Source organism: Priestia sp. SIMBA_032 (assembly GCF_046535215.1).
GTDB lineage: Bacteria > Bacillota > Bacilli > Bacillales > Bacillaceae_H > Priestia > Priestia aryabhattai.
This window is the reverse complement of record NZ_JAWRXD010000010.1, coordinates 17,087-31,191: the sequence shown is the minus strand read 5'-3', so window position 1 is coordinate 31,191 and position 14,105 is coordinate 17,087. Positions and strand designations below refer to the sequence as shown.

The window sequence follows — 14,105 nt, the reverse complement described above, 5'->3', positions numbered from 1 at the left end:
TAAAAAGGATAACTCCCTTATTTTATGAATACTGTATTGTGTATACATTAAAACTTAGTAACAAATATTTTCTGGCTTAGTCAGGGCTGTTTGAAAGACTTCTCGTTTTTTGACATTACGAGAAGCCCTTTCTATTGATAAATTAATCTCAATCATTTTACCTGTTTACTGGTCTTTGGAGTAGTAACGAACCTCGAAAATTTTACATCCATCTGGTGACTTCCAAGGTCCATGCTCCATCCCAGGAGGACGACAAGCAACCATACCTGCTGTAAATTCCTCATTTAGACGTAAATCAATTAAGGATCCCTCTATAATATATAATTCCTCCCAGAAATCATGGATTTGGACTCCATTAGGAGTAGTATCAGTCCCTGGACCATTATGAAGAATTCTCGTAGCTACTCCTGTAGTAGGATCAGAAGCAATTACTCTTTCAGAAAGACTCTCAACCTTACTAAAAGGCTGCTTCTCAAAAGTCTGATAATCAACAAATTCATGTTCTTCTTTTTTCTGATCTGCATAATAGCGAACTTCAAAAATCTTGCAACCATTTGGTGATTTCCATGGTCCATGCTCCATCCCAGGAGGACGACAAGCAACCATACCTGCTGTAAATTCCTCATTTAGACGTAAATCAATTAAGGATCCTTCTATAATATATAATTCTTCCCAGAAATCATGAACCTGGACTCCATCTGGGGATGTATCAGTACCTGCCTCTAGTTCAAGAATACGAGTTGCTACATTAGTACCTGGTACCTGTGCAATAATTCGTTGGGATGCACCCTCAACAGTGTTTGAAGCAACAGTCTCAAAGGTTTTATAATCAACAAATTCAATTTCTGGTTTTCTAACAACTTTCATTTCTGATTTTCCCATATCATACTACCTCCGCATCTACTAAAATGTGAACCTGATAATTTAACTCAATTTTGTTATGTGTTAAAGGATCATACAATTCTGCTGAAAATGCTTCTCCATAAATAAATTCACCACCTTTAATCGGTAAGGTTCCGCAGAACACAATCATATCTTCACTATTATATCCACGCTCCTCTATGATTTTGAGCAATTCTTTAGGTTGTAAAAATTCTCCTAACTTCCCTGCTTGGTACTCTTTTTTAACCCCATCAACGATCATCCAACTTCTCATTTCAATTTCATCCCATCGATCTTTCACATCGTCTAAAGCCCAAAATTGCGTTGAAATAGGCTTGCTACATACTTGTTTAGATTTCTGAATAGACACTGTTTCAAGCTCACGATCCGTGTGATCACTTCCGAGTCCTAAATACCATTTCCCTTTAATTTTCATAATTACCACTTCTGCTTCTCCACTACTACTTTCTTGAATAACTGAAATAGTCCGATTTGTCGTAATAAGATTTGTTGAAAGATCATAGATCATTGGAACTTGTGGAGGAGCTGGAACTCCAATCTCCTTCAATTCATCAATATGTTTTTTTACAGATTCTTGATCTTTTCCTGTATAGCCAGCAATAAGTAATCTTTTAGGGTCTGCCACAATACTTCTTCCACAAACATTGATATTTATCAAATGAATTCCTCCTGTCTTTCTATGACTCGATGTTTTAAATTAGGAAATACATCACGAATATAAGTAATTTGAGATGGGTCAATTTCCGTTTTTATAATAGCTTCTTCCTCTCCTCCAGCAGCAACAACAACCCCCCAAGGATCAACTACTTGACTATGACCACCTAAAAGGATGTCATGAGTATTACCAACGCAATTACTCGAAATCAGGAAACATTGATTTTCTAGTGCTCGAACTGAATTAAATAATTTCCAATGTTCCAGTCTTCTATGTGGCCAAGCAGATGTCACAAGAAGTAATTCTGCTCCTAAATCTACTTCTGCACGGTACAATTCAGGAAATCGCAAATCGTAGCAAGTTGATAAGCCAACTTTTCCAAAATCCGTATCCGCCACAGTTGTTTCATTTCCCCTAGTTAATATTTGTCCCTCTTTTGAACCGTAGCGAAATAGATGCATTTTTCTATAGGTTCCTATGAGTGTCCCCTCAGGAGAGAATAGAACACTAGTGTTGTAGTATTTTCCATTATTTTTTTCTATAAAACTACCTGCAAATATATATGAATGAATTTCTTTCGCCTTTGAAGAGAATCTCTGTACAAAATTCCCATTTAGTTCTTCTGATTCATCAATATAACGATCAAATGAGAAGTACCCGGTTGCCCACGTTTCAGGTAAAACGATTAAATCTTGTCCCTTTAATCCATCAATCATTGCTTCCACACGATCTATGCGAGCACTTTTAGATTCACTATCTTTAATCTCTAATTGTATTGATGCAATCTTCATTTTTTCACCATCCTTATATTTATATTTCTTAAACTAGTTCCTCAACCTGGGAAGGAAGAGAATAACTTTCTAAAAATTTATCAACCATTTGAACAGGCTCATCATATCCGTAGTTTCTAAATGAATAGCCTTTAGTTACAAAAGGTGCACCATTATAGAATAATTCATACTGTTGATGTCTACCTCCGAATTCTGAACCAATAATATCCCATACTAACTTAAATAATTTAATTTTCTCCTCAGCCCCAACTCCCGTAGAACGTATATATTGATACATATCATCTTTCGTTTCAGGATTGATAAGTTCTTTGTATGAAGATGGTAATTGTAATACACCTCCACCGCATAGCTCCCTTAAAATTTTAATAGTGGAAGCATAAATAGTTTCCTGCTGACCGACTACACCATAAAGGAAACGTGGATCCGGCCATGCCACACCGTTTTTGTCGATGGTACAATTATATTCGGAAGCTAAAAGATTACCTTCTACAGAAGCTGCAATAGATGCAAGTTCACCTAACTTCTCTTGGACAGAAGGGATTTTATCTATTCCATTCATAGCAGTAACTTTTCGAGCTGTACCAATCAAAAATTTCAATTTATTGCTAAATCTTATTTGCGCTTGATTATTACCCCATACGTGAGCTGGTGTTTCATGGAACTGGGCTCTCAAGATGTCGATATTTTTATAAGCAAAAATATCTTTCCATGGAATAAATACATCATCAAAAACAACTAGTGAATCACTTTCATCAAAACGAGAGGATAATGGATAATCAAATGTGCTTGGTGACTTTTCAGCGTAACTAGGTCTCGCATAAAATTTTAATCCCTTTGCATGAATTGGTAGTACAAAAGACAGAGCATAATCTTCATCACCAGGTCGAAGTGGAGTAAGGCAACTCACAAATAAGTAATCTGATACTGCTGATGCTGTACCAAGCATTTGAGAACCGCGAACAACAATGCCGTCTTCTCTTTCTTCATATACTCCAACTGGAAGGAACTTATCTTCTAGCTCATGAGATGCTTTACTTCGATCAATTTGTGGTGGAATAATGACGTATGTTACATATAAATCCTCATCTCGCACATATTTATAGAAATTCAAAACGTTATTCCCAAAACCTTCTCCTCCACGATCAAACACTTGGGGTGAACTGGCAAATGCAGCTAAAAAGCTGGCAACATGATCAGGACTTCTTCCAACAAATCCACAAGTTGCCTCAGACCATTTAGAAATTGCGACTCTTCTCTCTTTTAGCTCTTCACGACTTTTTGGGATCATATAAATTTTATTTGCTAGCGTCCCCTCCTCAGTCTTGTATGTCATTTCCTGAGATTCATCTGACGCTAAATCGTATAAACTTGCAATAGTTTGTGTAATCCCTTTAAAAGCTGGGTGAGTCGTTACATCTTGAACTCGTTGACCATTAATGTAGATTGCTCTATCATCTTTCAATGCCTGTAAATATTCTTTACCTGTTCTAACCATATCCAATTCCCCCAATAAATTATTTTATTTGTCTTAAAAACGAGAAGTAATCTAACAAAAGACTAATAAATTTGTATTCTGTGTTGTGTGTTCTGTGTTATGTATACATTGGTGTTTTGTACTTTCACTGTACTAAATAGTAATTATTTTATCGAAATTATTGTCGTAAAATTTATTATATTCTGAAATTAATACCCCGATTTATCATTTGAAATATCAGTAAACGCTTTCATTTAGCAGTGAAATATAGGTCTGATTCCTCTTTCATCGCCTCAACAATCTTTGATTTATAATCTGCAGCAGTTTTATTATTTTACTGTCTATAGCAAAAACCTAGGAAAAACTAGAAAGAATTTCACTAAGGCTTTTGCTATAAAGATGACAAAAGATCAAGAGGATCAATCCCCCCTTCCAAGCATTTGTTAGAAAATCAGGAATTATCAACAATAATTAATGTTTCTTTTGTTTTTTCTAAATGGTTCAAGATCACCTGTGAAGCTTGTTTAGAGTCTTTTTTCTCTATGCTCTGGATAATCTGATTATGTTCCATCAAAACATTTTTCATTCTCCCTTGTCTACTGACTGCCTTTAAACCCATAAGCTGAGTAAGATTATGAAGATTTTTCAGTACTCGTTCTATTATAGTGAAATTCGCCAGTCTAGTCAGAGACATATGAAACTCATGATCTAGTTCGATAAATCTAATAGCATCATCATTTTCCAATGCTTCTTCTTGTTGCTTCAGAATTAATTTTAGTACTCCCAATTGTTCAGGTGATGTAATTACTTCTGTTAATTTTTTAACAGCTTCCACTTCAATTGCACTTCTTAGTAAAAAAATTTCTTCTTGTTCCTCTGGTGTAATCTTCTTTATAGCTAATCCCTTCCTTGGAATAGAAACAAGTAACCCTTCCTTCACCAAATCCTGGATAGCTGCCCTTACCGGCGTTCTTGAAGTATTTAACCTTTCTGCTAATTGAACTTCTGTAAAGATTTCATCACTGGTAATACCACCAAATAAAATCGCCTTCTTAATTTCCTTATAAACTTTATCTTGAGTTGTTTTTTCCTTTTCGATTGGTTTTAATTGAATGCTATCCATCATATTAATCCCTCCTTTTGGAAATCAGTTATAATATAATTATTCTGAATTTCGAAAGTATCCAAAATCTTTTGTGTTCTATGTATACATAATACACAGCACATAAAATATAAGTCAACTATATTTTTGTATTAAAATCTATTTTTATATCATGGCTACCCTTTACCTTTTTTATATCTCATTACAAAACATATCTTTAGGTTATATTTAAATTATTTTAAAAAAATCAATGATTACTAATCATCTATTAGGTTTTCATATAAAAAATAATACTATTTCTAACCGAATGATTATTTTGGTAGACAATAAAAAGTAATTTGACTTTTTCGATAACTATGTTTATATTTGGTTTAATACTAACTAACGTTAGTTAATACAATGTGAGAAGTGGGTGTTAGATGCAAAAATAAACTTAATTAAGTTAATTTGTAAGTGCTTACATGAAGTGTTTGTAGAATTTGTATTAAAATATTTTAATTTAAAACTAGGAGATGATATTTATGAAATATCCACTTTCACCGGATGTAAAGCCTGAATTTTGTGCGACAGGAACTTTTATGCGTTTACCTTCTCAAAAACATAATGCAAAGCTAGCAATTGTAGGTATGCCTTTTGATACAGCTGCTTCTTTTCGAGTAGGGGCTAGATTTGCTCCTCAAGCTATTCGTCAAGCATCCATGACTCTGTTTCCTTATCATCCTATTCATAGGGTATACCCTTTTGAACAAATGAATGCAATTGATATTGGGGACATTTCTGTTATTCCTCATAATATTCATCGAAGTTATGATTTAATGAAAGAATCCATATATGAATTGATGTCTGAAGGAGTCATACCTATTGGATTAGGGGGGGATCATTCCGTTACTTTAGCTAGTTTACGCGCTGCAGCAAAAGTCCATGGTCCTGTAGCTATGATTCATTTTGATTCTCATACAGATACTTGGGATACATATTATGAAGAAAAATATTGGCATGGATCTCCTTTTATTCGGGCACAGGAAGAAGGTTTACTGCAGCCTGATAAAGTATTTCAAATTGGAATCCGAGGTACTCTAAACCACCCTGGAGACATACAGGCAAGTCATGATTTAGGTTATAGTGTGATTACAACTAGTGAACTTCATAATCGTGGATTTGAGGCTATTCTGAAAGAGATTAGAAAAACTATAGGTAACACCCCTTGTTTCTTAACATTTGATATAGATTTCGTTGATCCTTCTTGTGCTCCAGGAACGGGTACACCTGAAGCAGGTGGTTTTAGCAGTTTTGAAACACTAAAAATGATTCGTTCTCTAACTGACTTTAACTTTATAGGGTATGACGTAGTTGAAGTATTACCTTCCTATGATCCTAGTCAAATTACTTCCCTTTTAGCAGCAACGCTTGTACATGAATTTGCTAGCCTTGCAGCATTAAGTACGAAAGAAGCTAATTAATATTAGGCTAACTTTTGAAAGGTCATTACGTATAAAGGAGGTAGCTCATTACAATGAAAGGATTACCAGAGCTTAAGCGTTCACTAAATATAAGGTATGTTATTTTATTTGGACTTTCTTTTATGGCACCTGTGACAGTCTTTAGCACATATGGTATTGCTATTAATCAGACCCATGGGATGATTCCAACAGCATACATTATTGCTTTAATTGTTATGTTATTTACTTCATATAGTTACGCTAAAATGGTCCAAGTGTATCCCAGTAGTGGTTCAGCCTATACCTTTGTTCAGAAAGGAATTAACTCACATCTTGGTTTTCTGGTAGGATGGGTAATTTTATTAGACTATCTGTTTAGTCCTATGATTAGTGCTTTACTTTTTGGAGTTATGGTGAATGCTTACTTCCCAGGTATTCCTATCGTTGTATGTATTATTTCTTTTATTATAGTCGTGACTGCTATTAATATTTTAGGGATTAAGGTTGCTGCGAATGTGAATACCTTTTTAGTATTATTTCAAGTTCTTTTTATTATTGTTTTCTGCCTTTTTTGTATAAACGGACTTATATCAGGAAAAGGCACTGGAGAATTGTTTACTAAGGACCCTTTTTTTAGTCCAGATGTGAATTTTAATAATCTAATATCAATTGTACCCTTGTTATGTTTTAGTTTTCTAGGGTTTGATGCTGTTACTACGTTAGCTGAAGAAACTAAGAAGCCAAAACAAACACTCCCTAGAGCCATTTATGCTACGACATTAATTGGAGGGTTATTATTTATAATATCTACCTATTTTGCCCAATCTATATTTCAAAATTCTAATACTTTTAAGAATCCCGATACAGCTATAGTAGAAATTATGATATATACCGGAGGTAATTTTCTTAATAGTTTGTTTATTTCTGTGGTAGTGATAGCTTCTACTGCCTCTGCTATAGCTTCAGGAGGTAGTGGTGCAAGGATATTATATGCAATGGGCAGAGATAGTGTTCTGCCTAAGAAGATTTTTGGATATATTTCTCCTAGATTCCAAACACCTATATATAATATCTTAATAATTTCTTGTATTGCTATGAGTGCTGTGTTTCTGGATATAGCAACAGCCACTTCTTTTATTAATTTTGGGGCCCTATTTGCTTTTACATTTGTTAACTTTTCTGTGATTGTTCATTATTTTGTAAAAAACAAGCAGGTATCGTTTAGAAGTATCGTTTTGAATTTGCTTATTCCTTTGACAGGAACTGGAATAACTATATTATTTATTACAAGGTTAAATATTCATTCTTTAGTATTGGGAATTACTTGGCTCGTAGTAGGATTCATTTACTTATTGTACTTAACAAAAATGTTTAAAAAACGCCCTCCTGAGCTAAATTTCGAGGAGCCGAAAGAGGAGTTTGATGTAAAGTTAGTGCAATAATAAGTCGCAGTTTTACGAATTTTAAAGAAAAGAGGTAACTTCTATGGGGATTAAAAAAGCAGATATTGTTATTTCAAGTGATGCTATTTTTACAGGGCTTACACATGAACCAACGTCTGGTGCAATTGCTATCCTAGGTAATAAAATTATGAGTGTAGGATCAAGAGCAGAAATTGAGCCTTTAATAGGAAGTCAGACAAAGGTATATAACTATGGAAATCAATTAATTATGCCTGGATTTCATGATTTTCATCTCCACATTATGTTTAGCGCATTAAGTATAGACAGTGTTAATTTATTTGAGGCCAAATCAGCTAAAGAAGTAGCTGATAAAGTCTTTGAATATTCAAAACAATGCTCTGGGGATGAATGGATTATAGGTATGCAATGGGATGCAGGGTATTGGCATGATGAACAAGAACCTCATTATAAGATACTTGATTCTGTTATTCCAGATCAACCTGTTGTTCTTTTTCATGCTGAAGGCCATTATATATGGGTAAACAGCAGGGCTATGGAGTTAGCAGGAATTACCGAAGATATATGTGATCCGGATTTTGGACGTTATGAAAGAGATAAAGATGGTTTACTTACTGGCATCTTATATGAACAAGCTCAACAAATAGTTTTAAAAGAGGCTTTAAGATTAACACCGTTCAAAAAGGAATCGATTTTAAAAAATTTCTTAGGGTTATTATCCCAATATGGTATAACTTCTGTAAACGATTTGTATGCTCCATTAGATGATTTTATTCAGGATTATGACCTTTATCAGAAATTTGACAAGCAAGGAGAATTAACAACTAGATTCCATGTTGCTCCTGAATTGGATGGCAATTTAGAGAAAGCCCAAACATTAAGGAACAAATACCAATCAGAAAAGCTTCAATTTTCAGGATTAAAACAATTTGTTGATGGAACAGTCACAGGTCATACAGCCTACTTCCTGAAACCATACTCCGACCAATTAGATATCTGCGGTCATCCAGCTTTAGATCCTGATGTCTTAATTGATCGAGTTGTAAAAGCAGATAAACTTGGATTTAGAATCCGATTTCATGCTATAGGAGATGGAGCAATTCGATTAGCTTTAGACGCCTTTGAAGAAGCTATACGTAAAAATGGAAAAAGGGATTCAAGGCATACTATAGAACATATTGAAGTAATTGATTCGGATGATATTAAACGTTTTGCGAAACTAGGTGTGATTGCCTCTATGCAACCTGATCATATGGCTGCTTCGTCAAGAGAAGTATATTCCTCAATTATAGGTCCTGAAAGGGAAAAAAATGTGTTTTTAACCAAGACGCTTTTAAATTCAGGTGCACATTTAGCTTTAGGAACAGATTTTCCGATTTCTATCTCATTGAATCCAATGCGACAAATATATACAGCGATTACAAGAGTTGATAGTAGTGAAAACCCAAAAAACACATGGCATCCTGAACAAAAACTCACTCTAGCCGAGGCTTTACAAGCATATACATTCGGCTCAGCTTATGGCAGTTTTAGGGAGCATGAGCTAGGCACAATAGAAGAAGGAAAACTTGCTGATATTGTGGTTTTAGACAGAAATCTTTTTGATATTCCTGTAAATGAAATCCTCAAAACCAAAGTAGAACTTACAATAAACGATGGGGAAATTGTGTATAAAAACAAAGAAACTTCTTTACCAAAGGTCTCTTCATAACATAGTTCCATTTCGCCTATATACCGGAAAAATAGAACTATATTTTTATAAAAAATATCTAAATATTTAGCTCAAAAAGGGAAATGAGTTTATAATTACATTAACTAACGTTAGATAGTTTGGAGGTTCATCATGACAAAAGATGAAATTAAAATCATTTCCTTAACTCTTTTCACTAATTATGGGTACGAGGGAACTACTCTATCTGAAATTGCCAAAAGGGTAGGTATACAAAAACCATCAATATACAACCATTTCAAGAATAAGGATGATATTTTCTTGTGTCTGTTTGAAGAGATTTTAGAAGAACATATATATCAGATTAAAAAACTGGTAGAAGAAATAAATACACTTTCTTCTGAGGAAAAATTAAAGTATATCCTTCTTGATACTTGTAACTATTATAAAAACCATGAAGAGAAAGCAACTTTTTTAAAGAGAGCAATGATCTTCCCTCCAGAGCATTTGAAGCATATACTGAATGAAAAATTCCTTAGATCTGAAAAATCTTTTTCCTCTATTTTACGTACTATCTTCATAGAAGGAATTGAAAAAAAAGAAATACGCGAAGGAAAAATCGAGAACTTAATTATGTCTTATTTCTGTTTAATTGACGGGGTATTTATGGAATTTTCTTATTATGGAAAAGAGAAAATGGAACCTAGAATTCAGAATATATGGGAAAATTTTTGGTTTGGTCTAAATAGATAAGTATCACAAACCTTTCTTATAACTTAATAAACATTTTATATTGTAAAGATTTATTTTCACTTGCTCTTTGTAAGCGAATTTTGTATTTTAATTTGATTTACTAATTAGAAATGAAAAACATTTTGGTTATGTCGGATTATTATAAATCTAATTGTAAACATAGGTAACTAGTTAATTATTATTACATATTACTTTACTGTTATAAAATTCATAGTTTTCGCATTCCCAAAAGGACAAATTAAAAAATACTCAGGTTTCAATAACCAGAAAAACTGTTGTGTTGAAAGAATGCTGTATAAAAAGTTAATGTAAAATTCATTAATAATCAATATGGAAATTAATTGGGTGGTTATCTGAATGACAACTAAAGATGTGACACAGGAGCTCCTATTAGAAGAAATAGAACGCATTAGAGAAATTATGATATATACAGTTTTAAGAGAAGGACTTGTAAGTGAAAGCACAGTAAAAGTAAGTCAAGTATTGGATATAATGTTAAATAAATTAGAAGAGACTTATTAAAATACACCCCCTTACTTTACGAGACTGACCCTATACAGTAAGACAAATAAAAAGGGGAGATTTGCTCCTATTAAGCAACCTCCCCTTTTCGACGAGTTTCTTCTATGTTTAGTTAACATACCAGCTTTACTGTGCGCTTTCCTTATTTTTTAACATTCCATTCCAGCGTTTTTCTTCTGCCTCTGGCAGATGTACGTTGAACTGATCTAGTGTTCGAAACACAATATGATTGACTATATCATCTAGAGATTGGGGATGGTTATAAAATGCAGGCATTGGAGGGAGTATAACGGCTCCCATGCGAGATAAAGCCAACATATTCTCAAGATGAATATCATTGAGTGGTGTTTCCCGTGTCATTAATACTAGCTTTTTACGTTCTTTTAAAATTACATCTGCGGCACGAGTAATTAGATTATCACCAAGACCTACACGAATTGAAGCTAATGTCTTCATTGTGCAAGGGGCAACAATCATACCGTCAACTTGAAAAGAACCACTGGAAATCTTGGCTCCTAAATCTTTATTTGAATACGAGTAATTTGCTAGCTGTGAAACTTCTTTCGCTGTATATGGTGTTTCCTCTTGAATGGTTGCAGCCGCCCATGAAGATAAAACCAGATGTGTTTCAATGTCTGTATCTTTAAGAAACTGTAAAAGACGAACACCAAACATAGCTCCAGTTGCTCCAGTTATTGCTACAATTATTTTCATCTTATTTATCCCTTCTAACACTTATTATAAAGACTTTCGAAATCCTATGAAGTGATAATTTTTTACTATAAAACGGAATCAAAACCCGTATTCTTTCCAGTTTTTAATAATATGATTACGTAATTCTTCAGGATAACTCCTAAATGATGCTTCAAGGGGTCTCTTATCTTCAGACCACTTGTTTAAAGGCAATAAACAGTTATAAACGATCTTTGTAGTAAGCCCACCTCTTTTTTCTTTTTCATCTAGGTATGCAACAAGAGGTAAGACATTTTGGTCAGCCATAGCATTTCTTTTATCTGGATGATGACGTGTGGCCATAGCCCACACGACTTGATTAATGTTACTTGGATCAATATCGTCATCTACAACAATTACTTTAGGGACGTAAGAACCACCTCTAGTAGTAAAAACAGTTTCGCCAATTTCATGAGCCAGCTTTTCATTATCATCTCTTTGTTGACGGCTATCTACCGTGACAACAAGCCAATGTACAGCTGACTCTAATGGAATAAAGCATTCCTTAATAGGTAATCCTTTTTTTCGCAGCGCATTTTGAATGCTTGCTGCAATAGCAACGCCCCAATTGGTGTGATTTTCTTCCGGTGGAATGCCGGCTACACATACTGGCATGATTGGATTATTTCGATGTGTCATGGCCGTCACGTGAAAGCGTGGTACTGGTTTTTCATGACCAACCCATGTATAGCCAGCATATTCACCCATTGGACCTTCTGGAATCATCTCTTCTAGGGAGGCGGTTCCTTCAATCACAATCTCACTTGAAGCAGGTACCTCTAAATCACTGGTCTCACATTTAACAACATCGATTGGTTCACCATACCAACCTCCAATTATTTCACCTTCATTCACATTATCAGGAAGAGGATACCCTGCTATCATAGCAATACCAGGATCTACACCTAGACATAAGGCAAACGGCATCTCCTTCCCTACTTTCTTCCACTCATTGTATATTTTACCTAGGTGCTGAGATGCGATAACAACACCAGCCATTGTACGAGGTCCATCGAGCATAACACGTGAAATTGACCAGTTCACCCAACATCCATCAGGTGTACGGACGATAAGAATACCGTAAGTATTAATGTAACGTTCTCCATCTCCAACGTGAAGATATGGTACAGGTAATTTGGTAAGGTCAATCTCATCATTAAACAATTTGTTTTCCTTGCACTCACCATCTGTAACTAAGCGAGGGGAAATGGGATTAACGTCGGGAAGATGAGACCATACTTCGACTAGCTCGGGAGCTGGGGTATTTGTTGGTAACCCGAGCGAAAGAGCTACTCGTATAAATGGATGTTCCTTATTTGGGCTCATTCCTACTGGCGCACCTAATACTTCAAATCCTGGTGTACTGTCTTTAATGTTTTTGAAAAGTGGTGCCGGAGAAGGTAGTTCATAAGCTCGTCGAATTATAGCGCTCATTTCTAAGTTCCAATCTATCTCCTGATTAATAGGAACTATTTCGTTATATTCTTTCAAAACTTCTACATATTCGCGAAAACTTTTTAATGGTTTCAAACCCATTGTCCTCCTTGAAAAATAATGATTATTTGCTAACTCTTTACCTTACCTATTCATTCTAATCCTGTGTATAAATATATGTAAAATATATATAATGGTAGGTGTGCATATAAAAAATATATGGCAGTAAAGGACGCTGAAATTATGGATTTAAAGAAATTAATTTATTTTGTAACAATTGTAGATGAAGGACAAATTACGCGCGCAGCTAACCGTTTACACATGGGGCAGCCCCCATTAAGTATGCAATTAAAAGGATTAGAAGATGAGCTGGGAGTAATACTCATTAATCGTAATAACAAACAATTTGAATTAACCCCTGCTGGACAAACATTTTATAAAAGAGCGAAAGAAGTTTTAAATTCAATTGATGGAATGGTTACAGAAGTAAAGGAGCAGCGAGATGGAAAAAGAGGGAAGCTTTCTATAGGGACAGTAATGTCATGCGTACCTTACCTTCCCCCAGTTTTAAAGATATTTAAGGATGAGTATCCTCTTATCTCATTTCAACTTTGGGAGGACGATTCACAGAGAATTGAAGAACTTCTACAAAATAAAGACATTGAACTAGGTATTGTTCGATTGCCATTACAATCTAAAGAATTGGCTGATATGAGGAACCTTTCAATCCATCATATACAATCAGAACCTCTTGTAGCTCTTCAACCCTCTAATGGCGCTTTTTTTAAGAAAAAAACGATATCTATAAAAGAATTAGAGAATCAGCCTCTTTTAATCCTACGCGGTCAAGGTAATTATAATGTTTTTCACAAATTTGTTGAGACATGTAACAGCTTTGGATTTAACCCAAAAATTGTTTGTGAAAGCCCTGATGTAACTACCTTGATGACTTTAGCAGATTCAGGATTAGGAATCGCAATTGTTCCTAAAATAGCTCTGCAGATAAAAATGTCTGAAAGCTTATCTTCTGCTGAAATAATCCCAAACATAAACTCTGAAACTGCCCTTATATGGATAGAACATCGATATTTATCCAAAGCCGCACAAAATTTTAAAGACATTCTAATCAATCATATAAAATAAAGGATGTTTCCCGAATAATAACTATTATTTCTTTATTAGTTTTATAACCGATACAAAAAGCCATTCA

At 34.5% G+C, this 14,105-nt stretch carries 13 protein-coding genes; 6 read left to right on the top strand and 7 right to left on the bottom strand.

Annotation, left to right across the window (positions count from 1 at the left end; genetic code table 11):
• Positions 1-165: 165 nt before the first annotated feature.
• The 5 genes from SB717_RS23185 to SB717_RS23165 form a co-directional block, all read right to left on the bottom strand.
• Positions 166-882, bottom strand: coding sequence for a cupin domain-containing protein (locus SB717_RS23185; RefSeq protein ID WP_410904835.1), 717 nt, complete (start codon positions 880-882; stop codon positions 166-168).
• Position 883: 1 nt separating this feature from the next.
• A complete protein-coding gene (locus tag SB717_RS23180; protein ID WP_410904834.1) occupies positions 884-1,561 on the bottom strand; it encodes a DUF2848 family protein in 678 nt (225 codons plus the stop codon).
• On the bottom strand, positions 1,558-2,349 hold the full coding sequence (locus tag SB717_RS23175; protein WP_410904833.1) for a carbon-nitrogen family hydrolase: 792 nt from the start codon (positions 2,347-2,349) through the stop codon (positions 1,558-1,560). Before SB717_RS23175 ends, SB717_RS23180 begins: the two co-directional genes overlap by 4 nt.
• Positions 2,350-2,377: 28 nt before the next feature.
• Positions 2,378-3,844 carry a 4-hydroxyphenylacetate 3-hydroxylase family protein gene (locus tag SB717_RS23170; protein ID WP_410904832.1) on the bottom strand — a complete coding sequence of 489 codons (1,467 nt, stop codon included), beginning with the start codon at positions 3,842-3,844 and terminating at the stop codon, positions 2,378-2,380.
• Positions 3,845-4,274: 430 nt separating this feature from the next.
• Positions 4,275-4,949, bottom strand: coding sequence for a GntR family transcriptional regulator (locus SB717_RS23165; RefSeq protein ID WP_410904831.1), 675 nt, complete (start codon positions 4,947-4,949; stop codon positions 4,275-4,277).
• 497 nt (positions 4,950-5,446) lie between these two features.
• On the opposite strand from SB717_RS23165, the gene speB reads away from it, so the two are divergent.
• From speB to SB717_RS23140, 5 genes are all read left to right on the top strand, one after another.
• Positions 5,447-6,385 (top strand): agmatinase, encoded by a 939-nt coding sequence (gene speB / locus SB717_RS23160; RefSeq protein WP_410904830.1) that lies wholly within the window; start codon positions 5,447-5,449, stop codon positions 6,383-6,385.
• Between the two features lie 53 nt (positions 6,386-6,438).
• The gene (locus SB717_RS23155) at positions 6,439-7,806 is read left to right on the top strand and encodes an APC family permease (protein ID WP_410904829.1); all 1,368 of its coding nucleotides are present in this window, start codon (positions 6,439-6,441) and stop codon (positions 7,804-7,806) included.
• Between the two features lie 43 nt (positions 7,807-7,849).
• A complete protein-coding gene (locus tag SB717_RS23150; RefSeq protein WP_410904828.1) occupies positions 7,850-9,496 on the top strand; it encodes an amidohydrolase in 1,647 nt (548 codons plus the stop codon).
• A 132-nt stretch (positions 9,497-9,628) separates the two neighbouring features.
• Complete coding sequence (locus tag SB717_RS23145; RefSeq protein WP_410904827.1) at positions 9,629-10,207, top strand: TetR/AcrR family transcriptional regulator; 579 nt, start codon at positions 9,629-9,631, stop codon at positions 10,205-10,207.
• 357 nt (positions 10,208-10,564) lie between these two features.
• A complete protein-coding gene (locus tag SB717_RS23140; protein ID WP_410904826.1) occupies positions 10,565-10,729 on the top strand; it encodes an aspartyl-phosphate phosphatase Spo0E family protein in 165 nt (54 codons plus the stop codon).
• A 126-nt stretch (positions 10,730-10,855) separates the two neighbouring features.
• Here the strand turns inward: SB717_RS23140 and SB717_RS23135 are convergent, their stop codons facing one another.
• Together SB717_RS23135 and SB717_RS23130 are read right to left on the bottom strand one after the other, a co-directional pair.
• Positions 10,856-11,443, bottom strand: coding sequence for a non-oxidative hydroxyarylic acid decarboxylases subunit B (locus SB717_RS23135; protein WP_410904825.1), 588 nt, complete (start codon positions 11,441-11,443; stop codon positions 10,856-10,858).
• Between the two features lie 78 nt (positions 11,444-11,521).
• Complete coding sequence (locus SB717_RS23130) at positions 11,522-12,997, bottom strand: UbiD family decarboxylase (RefSeq protein ID WP_410904824.1); 1,476 nt, start codon at positions 12,995-12,997, stop codon at positions 11,522-11,524.
• A 141-nt stretch (positions 12,998-13,138) separates the two neighbouring features.
• On the opposite strand from SB717_RS23130, the gene SB717_RS23125 reads away from it, so the two are divergent.
• Positions 13,139-14,038 (top strand): LysR family transcriptional regulator, encoded by a 900-nt coding sequence (locus tag SB717_RS23125; protein WP_410904823.1) that lies wholly within the window; start codon positions 13,139-13,141, stop codon positions 14,036-14,038.
• The last annotated feature ends 67 nt before the right edge of the window (positions 14,039-14,105 follow it).

Bases quoted from the DNA above. Each gene is read 5' to 3' on its own strand.
- SB717_RS23185 (WP_410904835.1), bottom strand. From the start codon at position 882: ATGGGAAAATCAGAAATGAAAGTTGTTAGAAAACCAGAAATTGAATTT.
- SB717_RS23175 (WP_410904833.1), bottom strand. From the start codon at position 2,349: ATGAAGATTGCATCAATACAATTAGAGATTAAAGATAGTGAATCTAAA.
- SB717_RS23170 (WP_410904832.1), bottom strand. From the start codon at position 3,844: ATGGTTAGAACAGGTAAAGAATATTTACAGGCATTGAAAGATGATAGA.
- SB717_RS23165 (WP_410904831.1), bottom strand. From the start codon at position 4,949: ATGATGGATAGCATTCAATTAAAACCAATCGAAAAGGAAAAAACAACT.
- speB (WP_410904830.1), top strand. From the start codon at position 5,447: ATGAAATATCCACTTTCACCGGATGTAAAGCCTGAATTTTGTGCGACA.
- SB717_RS23155 (WP_410904829.1), top strand. From the start codon at position 6,439: ATGAAAGGATTACCAGAGCTTAAGCGTTCACTAAATATAAGGTATGTT.
- SB717_RS23150 (WP_410904828.1), top strand. From the start codon at position 7,850: ATGGGGATTAAAAAAGCAGATATTGTTATTTCAAGTGATGCTATTTTT.
- SB717_RS23145 (WP_410904827.1), top strand. From the start codon at position 9,629: ATGACAAAAGATGAAATTAAAATCATTTCCTTAACTCTTTTCACTAAT.
- SB717_RS23140 (WP_410904826.1), top strand. From the start codon at position 10,565: ATGACAACTAAAGATGTGACACAGGAGCTCCTATTAGAAGAAATAGAA.
- SB717_RS23135 (WP_410904825.1), bottom strand. From the start codon at position 11,443: ATGAAAATAATTGTAGCAATAACTGGAGCAACTGGAGCTATGTTTGGT.
- SB717_RS23130 (WP_410904824.1), bottom strand. From the start codon at position 12,997: ATGGGTTTGAAACCATTAAAAAGTTTTCGCGAATATGTAGAAGTTTTG.
- SB717_RS23125 (WP_410904823.1), top strand. From the start codon at position 13,139: ATGGATTTAAAGAAATTAATTTATTTTGTAACAATTGTAGATGAAGGA.